We start from the raw sequence: 17,024 nt of genomic DNA, 5'->3' as shown, positions 1-17,024 counted from the left end.
AGCCTGGCTCCATGACTACAATCATCACCGAGGCCACACCTCACTCAAGGGTCAGCCACCAGCAAGCCGCGTCACTAACCTCCGTGGTTAATACAGCTAGCCGGGACCCAGGTTCGGGCACCTGAGTGCGTTCAACTAGACTGTTGGGAAGTGTCCGCCGGAGTGATTTTGGCGGGCCCTGCCCTTTGTCAACGCGCCGGTACCTGCTCCTGTTGAAGGTCCTGCGCCCGTTGGCATGAACCGACTCGTAGCTAAGAACAGTAGATGACTGAAACTTTGCCGGGCGCCGGCGTCCCGAATCCCCTGGATGAAGCCGCCATCACCGCCGCCGTAGACCAGGCCGTTGCCGCTATTGCCGCCGCCTCCACGCTCGATGAACTCAAAGCCGTGCGGCTTGCCCACACCGGCGAGAAGTCCGCGCTGAGCCTCGCCAACCGTGAAATCGGCGGCCTGCCGAAGGACCAGAAGGCCGCCGCCGGCAAGCTGATGGGTGCCTCCCGCGGACGTGTCAACAAGGCGCTCGCGGACCGCACGGCCGAGCTCGAAGCCGAGAACGACGCACGCATCCTGGTCGAGGAGACGGTTGACGTCACGGCCGCTCCGCGCCGCCGTCGTGCCGGTGCACGCCACCCGCTGTCCACCCTGCAGGAACGCGTCGCTGACATCTTCGTTGGCATGGGCTGGGAAATCGCCGAAGGCCCCGAGGTCGAGTCCGAATGGTTCAACTTCGATGCGCTGAACTTCAAACCGGACCACCCCGCCCGCGAAATGCAGGACACCTTTTTTGTGGAGCCGCCCGAAGCCCACCTGCTGATGCGCACCCACACCTCCCCGGTGCAGGTCCGCTCCATGCTCGAACGCGAACTGCCGATTTACGTCCTGTGCCCCGGCAAGGTGTTCCGCACCGATGAGCTCGACGCCACGCACACGCCGGTCTTCCACCAGTTCGAGGGCCTCGCCATCGACAGGAAACTCAGCATGGCGGACCTCCGCGGCACCCTGGAGCACTTCGCGCGCCAGATGTTCGGCGACGAGGCCCAGATCCGGCTGCGCCCGAATTACTTTCCGTTCACCGAGCCCTCCGCCGAGCTGGACATCTGGCACCCGGAGGCCAAAGGCGGCCCCAGCTGGATCGAATGGGGCGGCTGCGGCATGGTCAACCCCAACGTGCTCCGCGCGGCCGGCATCGATCCGGACATCTATTCAGGTTTTGCCTTCGGCATGGGCATCGAGCGGACCCTGATGTTCCGCAACGAGGTCGGCGACATGCGCGACATGATCGAAGGCGACGTACGTTTCAGCGAGCACTTCGGGATGGAGATCTAACCGTGCGTATCCCACTTTCCTGGCTGCGTGAATTCGCGCAGGTACCGGCCGGAGCGACGGCCGAAGACGTGATGGCCGACCTGGTCAAGGTCGGTTTTGAAGAAGAAGCAGTGCACCGCCCGACGGATGCCCTGCAGGGTCCCGTTGTGGTGGGCCAGGTGCTGAGCATCGTCAAGGAACCCCAGACCAACGGCAAGACCATCAACTGGTGCCAGGTCCGGGTGGTCCCCGAAGGCCAGCAGCAGACCCTGACAGGCGAGGGCATCGACCCCGCCGGCGTCCAGGGCATCATCTGCGGCGCGCACAACTTCGTGGCAGGCGACAAGGTCGTTGTCACCCTTCCGGGCGCCGTGCTGCCCGGCGACTTCCGCATCTCCGCCCGGAAGACCTACGGGCACCTTTCCGCGGGAATGATCGCTTCGGTGCGCGAACTTGGCATCGGCGAGGACCACGACGGCATCCTGGTGCTCTCGCGGATCGGGCTGGACCCGGAAATTGGCACCGACGCCATGGAACTGCTGGGCCTTTACGACCAGGCCGCCGAAATCAACGTCACCCCGGACCGCGGTTACGCGTTCTCCCTCCGCGGGGTGGCCCGCGAGTACGCGCACGCGACCGGCACGACCTTCACCGACCCGGCAGCCAGGGTCCAGGCACCTGCGGAACTGGCCGGCGGTTACGGCGTGCAGCTCAACGACGGCGCCCCGATCTACGGTAAGCCCGGCTGTGACCGTTTTGTGGCCCGCACCGTCCGCGGCGTCGACGCGACGAAGCCCACGCCCCCGTGGATGACCTCCAGGCTCCGGCTCGCCGGCATCCGCTCGATCTCGCTGCCGGTGGACGTCTCGAACTACGTCATGCTGGAACTCGGCCAGCCCACCCACTGCTACGACCTGGACACCCTGTCCGGTGACATTGTGGTCCGTCGGGCGGCGGCCGGGGAAAAGATCACCACCCTGGACGGCAAGGAACGCACGCTCGACGTCGAGGACCTCCTGATCACCGACGGTTCCGGGGCGATCGGCATTGCCGGCGTGATGGGCGGTGCCGCCACCGAGGTGTCCGATGCCACCACGAACGTCCTCGTGGAGGCTGCGCACTTCGACGAAGTGTCCATCGCACGCTCCCGCCGCCGCCACAAGCTCCCGTCCGAAGCCTCCAAGCGCTTCGAACGCGGCGTTGACTGGCAGGTGGCCGGCATCGCCGCACAGCGGGTTGTTGACCTCCTGGTCGAGCTCGCCGGCGGCACCGCCGTCGCCGAGGGGACCGACGTCGGCACCGCACCCGCTGCCGTCGCCGTCGAGTTGCCAGCGGCTTTCGCCGCGGAACGTATTGGGATCGACTTCACCGAGGAACAGATCCTCAGCTCGCTCGAGGACCTGGGTGCAGTTGTTGTCAAAAACGACGGCGGGTACACGGTGACGGCGCCAAGCTGGCGCAACGACCTGGAAACCAAGGAAGACCTGACCGAGGAAATTGCGCGCCTGGTCGGCTATGACAAAATCCCCGCGTCACTGCCCGTGGCACCCCCTGGCCGCGGGTTGACCCGCGTCCAGCAGCAACGCAGGCGCCTCGTCCAGGCGCTGGCAGCCGCCGGCCTCACCGAGGTCCTCGCGTACCCGTTCGTCTCCCAGGCCGCCAACGACACGTTTGGCGTTGCCACTGAAGGAGCGCCGCGCACGGCACTCAAGCTCGCCAACCCGATCAGCGAGGAGCAAGGCTACCTGCGCACCTCGATCCTGCCGGGCCTGATCGAGGTGGCTAAACGCAACCATTCGCGCGGCTTCCGCGACCTGGCCCTGTTCGAGGCCGGGCTGGTTTTCCTGCCGGGTGACACACTCGGCACCGCCACGATCCCGCCCCTTGGCGTCCGGCCGGGCGATGAAGTGCTCGACGGTTTGTATAACGGTGTGCCGGACCAGCCGCTGTACCTCGCCGCGGTGCTTACCGGCCACGACTCACCGGTTGCCGCCGGCCACAGTCCCCGGGTATGGGACTGGGCCGATGCCGTGGACATCGCCCGGATCGCCGGCGACGTGCTCGGCGTCGAAATCGTTGTTAGCCAGGGCCGGCACCAGGCCTTCCACCCGGGACGGGCCGCGCAACTGGCGCTCCGCACCGGGGAGGTCCTGGGCTACGCCGGCGAACTGCACCCGAAACTGCTGGCCGCCCACGACATGCCGGCACGGTCGGTGGCGCTCGAATTCAACGCCGATGCCCTCTTTGAGGCTGCCGCCGACGTGATCGTCGCCCGGCACCTGTCGACGTTCCCGGTGGCGAGCCAGGACGTCGCCCTGGTGGTGCCGCTGGAGGTCCCCGCTGACGAAGTGGAGTCGGCTCTGCGCGCGGGAGCCGGCGAGCTGCTTGAAGACGTTGCACTCTTCGACGTGTACGCGGGCAAGGGCATCGAGGACGGCAAAAAGTCGCTGGCTTTCAGCCTGCGCTTCCGTGCCGCTGACCGCACGCTGACAGCCGAGGAGGCGTCCGCGGCGCGCGAGGGTGCCGTGGCAGCTGCGCACGAGCGTTTCGGGGCAGTCCAACGCTAGAGCACGGAAGAACACTCGCCGTCGCCGGGGCCACCGTCCGGTCCGTTCGTCTTGCCGACGTCGGACCGGACGGTGTGGCCTTCCTCGATCAAGCAGAACGCGCCCGTGCAGCGGGCCTCAAAGACGACCCCACCCGGCGGGACTTTGTGGCCGGCCGGATCGCGTTGCGCGCTTTTGCTGCCGGGATCCTGGCGGTGCACCCCGGAGAACTAACGGCCGCCTATGTGTGCCCTGATTGCGGCACCGGCCCGGAGAATGACCATGGCCGGCCAGGCTACCGGATTGCCGGTCTTCCCGCCGGCCTGAACCTGAGCCTGTCGCGCAGCCACGGCTGGGCCCTGCTGGCAGCAGTCCACACCCGGGAACCGGGGGTCCGTCCCGGCATCGACCTGGAGCACAGCTCCGGTGTGACGTTCCCGGGGTTCGACGTCGTTGCCCTCACCCCTGCCGAACGGGAGCGGCTCAATACGCTTACCCCCGACCAGGCAACGCGCTGGCGGGCAGCTGCCTGGGCGCGCAAGGAAGCGCTGCTCAAGTCACGCGGTACCGGGTTGCGGGTCGATCCGGCTACGGTGGAGGCTTTCGCGGAGCCCGGGGACGGCATTGTCCTTATTGAACTGGACACGTTTGCGTTGGGCCTGCCTGCGGGATTCGCCGCCGCGCTGGCTGTTCCGGGAACCGCTTAGCAACAAAGGGCCAGGAGATCACTTTGGGCCGCCGGCCGGAAGCGCCGGCAGCGCTTCCTGGTACAGCCACGGGTGCAGCAGCGCTTCCGTGTCGAGGCCTGTCGCGTGGTCCGCGGTGAGAATGAACTGCGCCGTCGAGACCGAGCCGTGGCGGTACTGCCCCGCCCACTCATGCAGCAGCGAAAAAAACGCCAGGTCGCCGCAGCGCAGGCGGAGGGCGTGCAGCGCCAAGGCCCCGCGTTTGTACACCCGGTCATCGAACATCAGCTCCGGACCGGGGTCGCCCACGAGCAGGTCCTGCGCGCCGGTGCTGAGCTTCCGCCAGGCGGCGGCGGCCCGGCGCGCCACAGTCATAACGCCGGCTTCCTCGGACCAGATCCATTCGGCATAGCAGGCGAAGCCCTCATGCAGCCAAATGTCCTTCCAGGACGCTGCCGTCAGCGAATTGCCGAACCACTGGTGGGACAACTCGTGGGCGATGAGCCGCTGCGACTCCCAGTCCTGTTCCAGCTGGTTGGGGCCGAAAATCGACAGGCTCTGCGCCTCGAGCGGGATCTCCAGCTCATCCCCGGCCACCACTACCGTGTACTCGGCGAACGGGTAGGGGCCGAAGCAATCGATGAAGGTACGCATCATTTCCGGCTGCCTCCTCAGCCCTTCGCGTGCCTTGTCCGCAAGCTCAGCAGGAACCGCGACGTGCTGGGGCACCTGCGACGCCGGGCGGACCGGGTTGAGGGCCAAGAGCTCGTAGCGGCCGATCTGAACCGTGGCGAGGTACGTGGCCATGGGCTCGGCCTGTTCGTAGACCCAGGTCTCGCGGCTGGACCGGCCGGTGCGGGCGACCAGGATCCCGTTGCACACCGCCCGGTAGTGTGCGTCAGTGGTCACCGAGATCCGATAGCTGGCCTTGTCCAAGGGGTGGTCGTTGCAGGGGAACCAGGACGGTGCGCCGTTCGGCTGGCCAGCCACCAGCACACCATCGGTCAGTTCTTCCCATCCCACGTCGCCCCATAAGCCCCGGCGGGGGGAGGGGTTTCCCTCGTAACGGACGTCCACAGTGAATTCTTCGCCCGGCATCAGGGCGGCGTCGGGGACAATGACCAGCTGGTCGGCGCGCTGGCTGAACTTGCGGACCTTCCGACCGGAGAGCTGGATTTTGCTGGCCCGGAGCCCGGTCAGGTCCAGCACAATGGCCGAGGTGGCGCGTTGTGTCACCGCGTGCACAGTGGCCCGCCCGTTCAGGCGGTTGCTGCTGAGCTTGTAGTCCAGTTCGAGTTCATACCGGGTGACGCGGTAGGCATTGGTGCCATGGCCCGGCAGGTACGGATCAGGAGAGCCCGCCGGATCATCCGCGGGCAGGCCGCCTCCGGTGCCGGTTGCGGCGGTGGACCTCTGGGGGCTGGAACTCATTAGACGGCCTTCGGGTTGGCAGGTGCGGGTCGGGCGGGAGCGTGCTACTTCGGCTTGGGGGCAGCCACTGCCGGCCCGCCCCACGGGCTCACCGGGTTGCCCATCCAGTACGTCGCGGCAGGGACAGTTTCACCCCGCATCACAAGGGATGCCGGGCCTACGGTGCCACCTTTGCCGATCCGGGCCTGCGGGAGGATGACTCCGTGCGGGCCCATCGTTGCCCCGTCATCGAGCGTAACAGTGTCAATGCTCATCACACGGTCATGGAACAGATGGGTCTGGACCACACAACCCCGGTTAACCGTGGTGTTCCGGCCCAGGGTCACCAGGTCCGCCTCGGGCAGCCAGTAGCTTTCGCACCAGGTGCCCGCGCCGATCCTGGCGCCGAGGGCCCGGAGCCACCAGACCAGGGCCGGGGTCCCGGTGGCCGCCCGGGCGAACCAAGGGGCGCTGACCATCTCAATGAACGTGTCCACCACCTCGTTGCGCCAGATGAAGGAACTCCACAACGGGTGCTCACCGGGTTTGATGCGCCCTACCAGCAACCATTTCGCCACCACAGCACTGCCCGCCGCCACCGCTCCGGCGATGAGAATCACCACGCCGCCCAGGAGCGCCGCGATGCAGTAATTCGTGGCGGAGGCAAGCCAGTCGAAGGCGAGGAAAACGCCGGCCGCGATTGCGACGGTCACCACGACTGGAACAAAACGGCACAGTTCCCAGAGCGACCGGGCGACCTTGAGCCTTAGCGGCGGCTGGTACGTCCGGGTGTCATCGGAGGCGATGGCGGTGCGCCGGAGCCGCACCGGCGGACTGCCCAGCCACGAGGTGCCGGCCTTGGCTTTGGCGGGGGTCGCTGACAGCACGGCAACCAGGGAGTTCTTGGGCACATTGCGGCCGGCCGCCGTCATCCCGGAATTGCCCAGGAAGGAGCGTTTGCCGATCTTCGCGGGCGCGATCCGCAACCAGCCGCCGTCGAGTTCGTACGAGGCCACCATCGTGTCGTCGGCCAGGAAGGCTCCCTCGCCCACAGTGGTCATCTTCGGGATCAACAGCACCGTCGAAGCCTCCACGTTCTTGCCGATCTTCGCGCCAAGCAGGCGCAGCCAGACCGGAGTGAAGAGGCTCGCATAGATCGGGAAGAGCACGTCCCGGGCCAGGTCCAGGACCCGCTCGGTAGCCCAGACCTGCCAGCCGATTCTGCTGCGCACCCGGTAATATCCTTCGGCCAGGCCCAGGCTGAGGAGCCGGGTGGTCAGCAGGATCAGCAGCAGGTTGGACAGGAACCAGACGAGGGCCGCCGGCGCAATGGCCAGCAGCAGCTGCGGAACCGCTGCCGTCAGCGAAGCGCTGCCCCGAATGAAGGCATAAACCACTAAGGCCGCGGCAGCAGCGGAGATCACGGGGATCAGGGCCAGAACGGCGGACGCTGTGGCGAAGCCGACAAACCAGAGCCTGCCGATTATGGGGTGCTCGGCGGGAGCCTCCGGCCAGGAGGGTTTGGCTTTGCCCCGCCGCTCCGCGGGTGAGCCGGCGACCAACTGCCCGGACTTCACCTTGCCCAGCACGGCCGATCCGGGCTCCACCCGGGCTCCGGCACCGATCGAGGCACCGGGCATAAGGGTACTGCGTGCACCGACAGTTGCGCCGGGCCCGATATGGATGGCGCCGATATGGACTACGTCGCCGTCGATCCACCAGCCGGACAGATCGACCTCAGGTTCGACGTTGCAACCGGTGCCCAGCGAGAGCATTCCCGTGACGGGAGGCAGCGAGTGCAACTGGACATTGTTGCCGATTTTCGCCCCGAGGGCGCGTGCGTAATAGGGCACCCACGGGGCACTGGCGAGGCTGACCGCGCCGGCGAGGTCCTGGATCTGCTCGGCCAGCCACAGGCGCAGGTGCACCCGGCCGGAGCGGGGGTAGACTCCCGGCACTACCTTGCGCAGCAGCAGGCGGGCTGCCGCGACGGAGATCAGCATCCGGCCGGCAGGACTGACAAAAACAAGCCAGGAGGCTCCCACCCACCACCAGGAAACCGTGGGCGCCGCCGCGAAGCCGGCGAGCCAGAAGAGTAGATTATTCGCCGCCATCACATACGTCAGCCAGCGCATGCCGACCAGCAGGTGCAGCGGAACCCCCATCAGAGTCTGGAAAACCTGCGACTTGCGGGCCGTGCGCCGGACCGTGCGTTCCGGGGCCGGTCCTGCCCCGCCCTCGGGCAGCGACAGGCGTGCGGTATCGATGAGAGCCCCGATCCGGGGCGTGGCATAGATGTCGGCCACCGTGATCGTTGGATAGCGCACGCGCAGGGCCGAGACAAGCTGCGCGGCAGCGAGGGACCCGCCGCCGTAGGCGAAGAAGTCGGCGTCCAGGCCGGACACGGCGCTGCCCAGGACGGAGCTCCACTGCTCCACGATCCAGCCGGCATCATCGGGCAGGTTCAGCGGGGCCGCCGCGGCGTCGGCGGCGCCGGCCCCCGCCAGCGGCCACGGCAGCGCGTGCCGGTCCACCTTGCCGCTGGTCTTGGTGGGCAGCGAATCGACAACTGTCAGCAGCGGAATCAAGGGGGCCGGCAGGCTCTTGCCGAGGAGCTCACGTGCGGCGGTGAGATCGAGGTCCCGCCCGCCGGCCGGGGCCAGGTACCCCACGAGGATTTGGTTTCCAGCCGCCGTCGTCTGCACCGTCGCGGCCGCACCGGCGACGTCCGGCAACGCCTGCAGGGCCGAGTCGATCTCACCCAGTTCGATCCGGCGCCCGCCTAGCTTGACCTGTTCGTCGGCGCGGCCCTGAAAGATCAGCCCCTCCGCTTCGTACCTGACCAGGTCGCCCGAGCGGTAGGCCCGCGTCCAGCCCAGCGACGGCATCGGGGCAAATTTCTCAGCGTCCTTGGCCGGGTCAAGGTACCGGGCCAGGCCGACGCCGCCAATGATTAATTCGCCAACCTCGCCTTCACCCACCGGCCGGGCTTCAGCGTCGACGACGGCGAGGTCCCACCCGTCCAGCGGCAATCCGATCCGGATCGGGCCGGGCCCGCCCAATCGAGCGGCGCAGGCGACAACGGTGGCCTCGGTGGGGCCGTAGGTGTTCCAGACTTCGCGGCCTTCGACGGCGAGCCGCTCGGTCAGTTCGGGCGGGCACGCTTCGCCGCCGAAGATCAGCAGGCGGACGCTCTCCATGGACTCCACCGGCCAGAGCGCGGCCAGTGTAGGTACTGTGGAAACGACAGTGATGCCGTGGCTGATCAGCCACGGGCCGAGGTCCATCCCGGTCCGGACCAACGCCCGGGGCGCCGGGACGAGGCAGGCGCCGTGCCGCCAGGCTAGCCACATTTCCTCGCAGGAGGCGTCGAAAGCCACGGACAGGCCGGCCAGGACGCGGTCCTGGGGGCCAACCGGATCGTCCTGCAAAAAGATCCGCGCCTCGGCGTCGACGAATGCCGCGGCGGAACGATGCTGCACGCCGACGCCTTTCGGCGTTCCGGTGGACCCCGAGGTGAAGATGACCCAGGCGTCGTCGTCCGGCGCGGGAGGCCGGGGAGCCGGAAACGGCCGGGGCAGCTCGCGCGCCGTCACTATCTCGCCGGCACCGCGAATCGTCCCGGCGATCCGTGCTTCGCCGAACACCAGCCTGGCCCGCTCTTCCGGGTCGTCCGCGTCCACCGGAACATACGCCGCCCCGACCATCATGATGGCCAGGATTGAGACATACAGCAGGTTGGTACCGGAGGGAATCCGGACACCGATCCTGTCCCCGGCACCCAGCCCCGCGGCGTGCAGCTCCCTTGCCCGGGCCCGGACTGCCGCCATAAGCTGCGCATAACTGAGCGACTCGTGACCGTCGTCGAGTGCGGAGGCGTCCGGAAAGCGCGCGGCCGTGTCCTGCAGGATGTCAACGAGCGTCCGCTCCGGCGGAGTGGCGGGGGACCCTGCAAGCTGGGCCGGGAAGACCGTGTTTAGGGTGTTGGCATCCTGCGGGAGCACGGTGCTTGTGGGTTGCTGCTGTTGCTCAGTCACGGGGGCATCGTCTCTGACCTAGGTAAATGGAAGGTGTCCGGCGTCGCTTTGTGTTAATGATCCGCCTCAAGCCGGATGTGCGCACGCTGGTCCCGGATAACGGCGGACCCTGGCGGTCCGGGTTTAGGGGACCAGGATGACCTTGCCCGTGGTGCGGCGCTGCTCCAGGTCTTCGTGTGCCCGGGCGGCTTCCGCGAGATCATAGCGGGCGCCAATCCGGACCTTGAGGCTTCCGTCAGCCACCGCGGCGAAAAGCTCGTCCGAGCGCCAGCGGCGTTCCCGGGCATCACGCAGGAAATGTGAAATCGTCGGGCGGGTCAGGTACAAGGATCCGCCGGAGTTGAGCCGCTGCGGATCGAACGGCGGCACAGGCCCGGACGCGGCGCCAAAGAGCACCAGGGTGCCGCGGATACGCAGGGCGGACAGGGAACCGTCGAAGGTGTCCTTCCCGACGCCGTCGTAGACCACGTCCGCGCCCCTCCCGTCGGTCAGTTCGCGGACCTTTGCCGCGAAGCCGTCGTAGCGCAGCACGTGGTCGGCTCCGGCGCCGCGGGCCAGTTGTTCCTTCTCATCCGTGGAGACGGTGGTGATAACGCATGCGCCCTTGGCCTTGAGCAGCTGGATCAGCAGCAGCCCGACGCCGCCCGCTCCGGCGTGCAGCAGGACGGTGTGGCCCGGCTCCACCGTGAAGGAGGAATTGATCAGGTAGTGCGCGGTGATGCCCTGCAGGGGAAGGGCGGCTGCGGTGAAATCGTCCACGCCGCGGGGGACCGGCAGGGCTTTGTCCTCATCGACAAGTGCGTAGCCGGCGTAGCAGTTGATGCCTTCCGCCGTCGCCACCCGGTCGCCGGGGGAGAACCCGGTGACGCCGTCGCCGAGTTCCGCCACGGTGCCGGCGGCCTCGGAGCCGGGGGTGAAGGGGTAGTCCACCTGATAGCTGCCGCTGCGCTTGTAGGTGTCGATGAAGTTGACGCCGGCGGCGGCGACCTTGATCAGCAGCTGGCCGGGGCCCGGCGTCGGGCGCTCCACCCCGGTCAGCGTGAGGACACCGGGACCCCCGGCCTCGCGGGCGACGATTGCGTGCATTAGCTGTCTCCTTGCTTGAGCTGAAGTTCCTGGGCTGCAAACCGGCCCGCATCGGCCGGCTGGGCTTCCGCGGCCCGATCTCCGGCTCCGCTTCTGCACCATCCTAGGGACAGCGACAGCAACGCCGAAGTGGCGGCCGGTATTCGGCCGCCACTTCGGGTCACACTGACAGGCCGGGGCTGCCGGCTTGCCCTTCGCGCAGCGGAGCCCGGCCGCGGCTTAGAAGCGTCGGGTCACGGTCGCCATCGGGCACTCGAAGTGGCGTCCGGCGGAGAGACCGACCTCGTTGAGGTAGCGCACGATGATGCCGTAGGACTGCAGCAGGGTGGTTTCCGTGTAGGGAACCTGGTGCTTCGCGCAGAATTCGCGGACGATCACGGCGGCCTTGTCGAGCTGCGGCCGGGCCATATCCGGGAAGAGGTGGTGTTCGGCCTGGCGGTTGAGGCCGCCCAGCAGGATGTCCATCCAGGGGCCACCGGAAATATTCCGTGACGTCAGGACCTGCCGGCTGAAGAAGTCAACGCGGCTGTCCGCCGGCAGAACCGGCATGCCCTTGTGGTTAGGGGCGAACGAGGCGCCCATGTAGAACCCGAAGACGGCCAGCTGGACCCCGATGAACGCAAGGGCAACGCCCCACGGCAGGAACGTGAAGGCCAATACCGGGAGCAGGCTGAGCCGGACCAGGAGAATCGGGATTTCCACCCAGCGGTGTGTGACTTTGGCGCGCTGGAAGATGAACTTGATTGAATCGATCTGGAGGCCCAGGCCGACGAGGAACAGCAGCGGGAAAAAGAGCCAGCCCTGTTTGCGGGTGAGGAAGGAGAACCGTCCCTGCCGGGTAGCGGCAGCCTCCGGGAAGAAGGCGATGGCGCCGGTGGCGATGTCCGGGTCTTTGGAAATGACGTTCGGGTGGTTGTGGTGCGCGCCGTGCTTCTGCTCCCACCAGGAGTAGCTGATGCCGGCGACCGAGGTGGCAAGGAGCCGGGCGGCCCAGTCGTTGGCGCGGCGGGAGGCGAAGATCTGGCGGTGTCCGGCCTCGTGGGCCAGGAAACTCAGCTGGGTGCAGAGGATGCCCAGCGCCGCGGCGATAAGGAGTTGGAACCAGCTGTCACCGATCAGCGCAAAGCCGAACCAGGTGGCGGTCATCAGAAGGACCAGGACGGAGAAGACCGTGACGTAGAAGCCGACGCGGCGTTCGAGGAGGCCGGCGGACTTGACGGTCTTGAGGAGTTCCGAGTAGCTCAGGACAACGGCGTTGGGCTGGCGGAGGCGAGATTTGGGTCGCTCCGGCGTAGCAGTGGTGGGGGTCATGGAGCTCGCGCCTCGTAACTGTTACGGGCAACGCTGCATCCGACATTCGGATTGCACGGTCTGGATCACCCACGACCAAGCATACGCCCCCGGGCCATCGGGACCCCTCCCGCGGTGCAGCCCAGGTGCACTCCGCGGCCGGGTGACCATGGCCGGGCGCGGCTCAGCTGATGCATAATTATCGACATCTATGCATACTCTTGCTGTATAGTTCCCTGTATGACTATTTCTGTTGCCGTATCCGGCGCAAGCGGTTATGCCGGCGGCGAGGTGCTGCGGCTCCTTGCCGGTCATCCCAACGTAACGATCGGTGCCATCACGGCCCACAGCAACGCCGGTTCCAGACTAGGGGAATTGCAGCCCCATCTCCACGGTTTGGCCAGCCGTATCCTCGAAGACACCACAGTGGCCAACCTGTCCGGACACGACGTTGTGTTCCTGGCCTTGCCGCACGGAGCCTCCGGGGAGATCGCCGCGCAACTGCCCGCAGGCACCCTCGTGATCGACGCCGGCGCCGACCACCGGCTCGAGGATGCGGCCGCTTGGGAAAAGTTCTACGGCTCCCCGCACGCCGGCACTTGGCCCTACGGGCTCCCGGAGCTTCCCGGCCAGCGTGAGGCGCTCCGGGGCGCCACCCGGATCGCCGTGCCGGGCTGCTACCCGACCTCGGTCCTGCTGGCCCTTACCCCTGGTTTTAGTAACCACCTGCTGCAGCCCGACGACGTTGTTATCGTTTCCGCATCCGGAACCTCCGGGGCCGGTAAGGCGGCCAAAGCCAATCTGATCGGCGCCGAGGTGATGGGCTCGATGAGCCCCTATGGTGTGGGGGGCGGGCACCGGCACACGCCCGAGATTGAGCAGGGGCTTTCGGCGGCCCTCAACGCTCCGGTAACGGTGTCCTTTACGCCCACGCTGGCCCCCATGAGCCGGGGCATCCTCACCACCGCCACGGCGAAGGTGCGCCCCGGCGTTACTGCCGGGGAGCTCCGCCAGGCCTGGAGCGAGGCCTACGACGACGAGCCGTTTGTGCACTTGCTGCCCGAAGGCCGATGGCCCTCGACAAAGTCGGTCCAGGGGTCCAACCACGCCGTGATGCAGCTGGCACTCGACGGGCACACCGGCAGGGTAATCGTTACGTGCGCCATCGACAACCTGACCAAAGGGACCGCCGGCGGAGCCGTGCAGTCCATGAACATTGCCCTCGGCCTGGCGGAAACCGCCGGCCTCGATCTGCAGGGAGTAGCACCGTGAGCATCACCACCCCCCAGGGATTCCGTGCCGCCGGAGTCACCGCCGGCCTCAAGGCCTCCGGCAACCCCGACCTCGCCCTTGTGGTCAACGACGGCCCCGCCAAGGCCGCCGCGGCCGTGTTCACCTCCAACCGGGTGGCCGCAGCCCCCGTGCACTGGTCCCGAGAGGTGGTCAAGGACGGCCGCGTGGATGCCGTTGTGTTGAACTCCGGCGGGGCCAACGCCTGCACCGGCCCGCAAGGCTTCCAGAACACCCACACCACCGCCGAAAAGACCGCCGAAGCCCTCGGCATCTCCGCCACCGACGTCTTCGTCTGTTCCACCGGCCTGATCGGCGAGCAACTGCCGATGGATAAGGTCCTCGCCGGGATCGGGGCGGCAAGCGCAGCGCTGAGCACAGGCGGCGGCTCCGATGCTGCCACCGCCATCATGACCACGGACTCGGTGTCCAAACAGGCCGTCTTCACCGGTACCGACGCCGACGGCAAGGAATTCACCATCGGCGGTATGGCCAAGGGTGCCGGCATGCTCGCCCCCGGGCTCGCCACCATGCTCGTGGTGCTCACCACTGACGCTGACGTCCAGCCGGACATGCTCGACGTTGTACTCCGCGACGCCACCCGGGTCACCTTCGACCGGGCGGACTCGGACGGTTGCATGTCCACCAACGACACGGTGGTGCTGCTCGCCTCCGCAGCGTCCGGCGCCGTGCCGTCGGCCGCCGACTTCGGCGCCGGCCTGACCCGGGTCTGCGCAGAACTGGCCCGCAAACTGATCGGCGACGCAGAAGGAGCCAGCCACGACATCGCCATCCGCACCTTCAACGCCGCCAGCGAAAAGGACGCCGAAGTCGTCAGCCGCGCAGTGGCCCGCTCCAACCTCTTTAAGGCCGCGATCTTCGGCAAGGACCCCAACTGGGGCCGGGTGCTCTCCGCCGTCGGCACCACCGACGCCGCCTTCGAACCCGACCGGCTCAATGTGTCCATGAACGGCGTGCAGATCTGCCGCAACGGCAGCATCGGCGACGACCGGAGCCTCGTGGACCTGGCACCCCGCGAGGTCCTGGTCGAGATCGACCTCCAGGCCGGTAACGCCGAGGCCACCATCCTGACCAACGACCTCACCCACGACTACGTCCACGAAAACAGCGCCTACTCCAGCTAGGGGATGCCGATGAACGCCCAGACCCGCGAGACCACGTCCATGTCCGATGCCCAGGGCAAGGCCGGCACCCTGATCGAGGCCTTGCCCTGGATCCAGCGCTTTGCCGGCACCACGATGGTGATCAAATACGGCGGCAACGCCATGGTTAACGATGAGCTGCGCCGCGCCTTTGCCGAGGACGTCGTTTTCCTGCACCACGTCGGGATCCACCCGGTCGTGGTGCACGGCGGCGGCCCGCAGATCAACGCCATGCTCAGCCGGCTCGGGATCGAATCCGAGTTTAAGGGCGGGCTGCGGGTCACCACGCCGGAGGCCATGGACGTGGTCCGTATGGTCCTCACCGGCCAGGTGGGCCGCGAACTCGTGGGCCTGATCAACTCACACGGCCCCTACGCCGTTGGTATGTCCGGTGAGGACGGCGGGCTGCTCCGGGCCGTCCGGACCGGCACCGTGGTGGACGGCGAGGAGGTGGATCTGGGCCTCGTCGGCGAAGTTGTCGGCGTAAACCCCGAGGGAATCCTGGATATCGTTGCGGCCGGCCGGATCCCGGTGATTTCGACAGTAGCGCCGGAAATATTCGCGGACGGCACCGGTGACCGGGGAACCCACCAAGTGCAGACCACCGGCCAGGTGCTGAACGTCAACGCGGACACCGCCGCCGCGGCCTTGGCCGAGGCGCTCGGCGCCTCGAAGCTGGTTATCCTCACCGATGTTGAGGGTCTCTTCGCCAACTGGCCGGACCGCTCCTCGCTGATTTCCTCGCTTACCGCGTCGGAACTCCGCGAGCTGCTGCCGCGTCTGGAGTCAGGCATGATCCCGAAAATGGAGGCCTGCCTCAAAGCCGTTGAAGGCGGCGTCGAACGCGCACACATCGTGGACGGCAGGCTGGCGCATTCGATGCTGCTGGAGACCTTCACAACAGCGGGCATCGGCACACAGGTCGTCCCGGACGAGGAAAACAAATGAACCAGCTGGAAAAATCCCCCAAACTCAGCGAAATGGTCGGAACCGGCGGCTCCGGTACCGGAGCCGACTGGCTGGCCCGCTACTCCACCTCGCTGCTGGGTGTCTTCGGGACCCCGCAGAGGGTCCTGGTCCGTGGCGCCGGCTGCCTCGTCTGGGACGCGGACGGCAAGGAATACCTGGACCTGCTCGGCGGGATCGCGGTCAATGCCCTCGGCCACGCGCATCCTTTTGTCACATCGGTCGTCTCCAGCCAGCTCGCCACCCTGGGTCACGTCTCCAACTTCTTTACGAGTCCCACCCAGATCGCGCTGGCCGAAAAGCTGCTGGAGATCACCAGCGCGCCGGCCGGTTCCAAGGTGTTTTTCGCCAACTCCGGCACGGAGGCGGTCGAGGCCGCGTTTAAGCTGGCACGGCGCAATGTTGGTTCGGCAGCGACGCCGCGGACCAAAATCATCGCCCTTGAGGGCGCCTTCCACGGCCGGACCATGGGCGCGCTGGCGCTCACCGCAAAGGAGGCCTACCGGGCGCCGTTTGCGCCGCTGCCTGGCGGCGTTGTGCACATCCCCTTCGGTGACATCGACGCGCTCCTGGCCGCAGTGGACGACACCACCGCAGCAGTCTTCCTCGAACCGATCCAGGGCGAGGCCGGCGTCCGGCCGCTGCCCGCCGGCTACCTGCAGGCCGCGCGGGCGGCCACCCGTGCCGTCGGTGCCCTGCTGATCCTGGACGAGGTCCAGACCGGCATCGGCCGTACCGGCAAGTGGCTCGCCAGCGAGGACGCCGGGATTATGCCCGACGCGGTCACGCTCGCCAAGGGCCTCGGTGGCGGCTTCCCGATTGGCGCCCTCGTGACCTTTGGCCCGGAAACTTCCGCGCTGCTCTCCGCCGGCCAGCACGGGACGACGTTCGGCGGCAACCCGGTGGCCACCGCTGCAGCACTGGCCACCCTGCACGTGCTGGCGGACCAGCATGTCCTGGACCACGTCCGGAACGTAGGGGAGCGGCTGCGTGCCGGCCTCGCGGGGATCGACGGCGTTGCCGCGGTCCGCGGCGAAGGGCTCCTGATCGGCTTTGATCTGGACGCCGACGTCGCCCCGACCGTCGTGGCCGCCGGGCTCGACGCAGGCTTTATCGTCAACAGCCCGGGCCCGCACACGATCCGGCTCGCCCCGCCGCTGATCCTCACGACCGAACAGGCCGACCGCTTCCTCGCGGCACTGCCTGCCCTTCTCCAGACAGCAAAGGACGCCCAGTGAACACGAC

Annotated in this window: 11 protein-coding genes; 7 read left to right on the top strand and 4 right to left on the bottom strand. The window is 67.5% G+C overall.

Features of this window, described 5'->3' with window-relative positions:
- The first annotated feature begins 264 nt into the window (after nucleotides 1–264).
- From pheS to ABIB49_RS17785, 3 genes are all read left to right on the top strand, one after another.
- Nucleotides 265–1,326, top strand: coding sequence for a phenylalanine--tRNA ligase subunit alpha (pheS, locus tag ABIB49_RS17795; protein ID WP_282359397.1), 1,062 nt, complete (start codon nucleotides 265–267; stop codon nucleotides 1,324–1,326).
- A gap of 2 nt (nucleotides 1,327–1,328) precedes the next feature.
- Complete coding sequence (gene pheT / locus ABIB49_RS17790; RefSeq protein WP_354157521.1) at nucleotides 1,329–3,872, top strand: phenylalanine--tRNA ligase subunit beta; 2,544 nt, start codon at nucleotides 1,329–1,331, stop codon at nucleotides 3,870–3,872.
- Nucleotides 3,873–3,946: 74 nt separating this feature from the next.
- Complete coding sequence (locus ABIB49_RS17785) at nucleotides 3,947–4,558, top strand: 4'-phosphopantetheinyl transferase family protein (RefSeq protein WP_354157520.1); 612 nt, start codon at nucleotides 3,947–3,949, stop codon at nucleotides 4,556–4,558.
- A gap of 18 nt (nucleotides 4,559–4,576) precedes the next feature.
- Here ABIB49_RS17785 and ABIB49_RS17780 read toward each other — a convergent pair whose 3' ends face one another.
- From ABIB49_RS17780 to ABIB49_RS17765, 4 genes are all read right to left on the bottom strand, one after another.
- Nucleotides 4,577–5,968, bottom strand: a complete 1,392-nt coding sequence (locus ABIB49_RS17780) for a M1 family metallopeptidase (protein ID WP_226774723.1) — start codon at nucleotides 5,966–5,968, stop codon at nucleotides 4,577–4,579.
- A gap of 44 nt (nucleotides 5,969–6,012) precedes the next feature.
- Nucleotides 6,013–9,951 carry a Pls/PosA family non-ribosomal peptide synthetase gene (locus tag ABIB49_RS17775; RefSeq protein WP_354157523.1) on the bottom strand — a complete coding sequence of 1,313 codons (3,939 nt, stop codon included), beginning with the start codon at nucleotides 9,949–9,951 and terminating at the stop codon, nucleotides 6,013–6,015.
- A 156-nt stretch (nucleotides 9,952–10,107) separates the two neighbouring features.
- Nucleotides 10,108–11,070 carry a quinone oxidoreductase family protein gene (locus ABIB49_RS17770; RefSeq protein ID WP_354157519.1) on the bottom strand — a complete coding sequence of 321 codons (963 nt, stop codon included), beginning with the start codon at nucleotides 11,068–11,070 and terminating at the stop codon, nucleotides 10,108–10,110.
- Nucleotides 11,071–11,289: 219 nt separating this feature from the next.
- Entirely contained in the window at nucleotides 11,290–12,381 is a 1,092-nt protein-coding gene (locus ABIB49_RS17765) for a fatty acid desaturase family protein (protein WP_226774721.1), read from the bottom strand.
- A 219-nt stretch (nucleotides 12,382–12,600) separates the two neighbouring features.
- Here ABIB49_RS17765 and argC point away from each other — a divergent pair, with 219 nt between their 5' ends.
- Genes argC through ABIB49_RS17745 form a run of 4 tightly spaced genes read left to right on the top strand, consistent with a single transcriptional unit; the run spans nucleotide 12,601 to nucleotide 17,017 of the window.
- Nucleotides 12,601–13,632, top strand: a complete 1,032-nt coding sequence (gene argC, locus ABIB49_RS17760) for an N-acetyl-gamma-glutamyl-phosphate reductase (RefSeq protein ID WP_226774720.1) — start codon at nucleotides 12,601–12,603, stop codon at nucleotides 13,630–13,632.
- Nucleotides 13,629–14,795 (top strand): bifunctional glutamate N-acetyltransferase/amino-acid acetyltransferase ArgJ, encoded by a 1,167-nt coding sequence (gene argJ, locus ABIB49_RS17755; protein ID WP_283481202.1) that lies wholly within the window; start codon nucleotides 13,629–13,631, stop codon nucleotides 14,793–14,795. Before argC ends, argJ begins: the two co-directional genes overlap by 4 nt.
- A 9-nt stretch (nucleotides 14,796–14,804) precedes the next feature.
- On the top strand, nucleotides 14,805–15,761 hold the full coding sequence (gene argB / locus ABIB49_RS17750) for an acetylglutamate kinase (protein ID WP_226774717.1): 957 nt from the start codon (nucleotides 14,805–14,807) through the stop codon (nucleotides 15,759–15,761).
- A complete protein-coding gene (locus ABIB49_RS17745; protein WP_226774716.1) occupies nucleotides 15,758–17,017 on the top strand; it encodes an acetylornithine transaminase in 1,260 nt (419 codons plus the stop codon). The genes argB and ABIB49_RS17745 overlap by 4 nt, the downstream gene beginning before the upstream one ends.
- The last annotated feature ends 7 nt before the right edge of the window (nucleotides 17,018–17,024 follow it).

The organism is Arthrobacter sp. UYCu512 (assembly GCF_040547075.1).
Taxonomy (GTDB): Bacteria; Actinomycetota; Actinomycetes; order Actinomycetales; family Micrococcaceae; genus Arthrobacter.
This window is presented reverse-complemented; position numbering and strand designations above follow the sequence as displayed.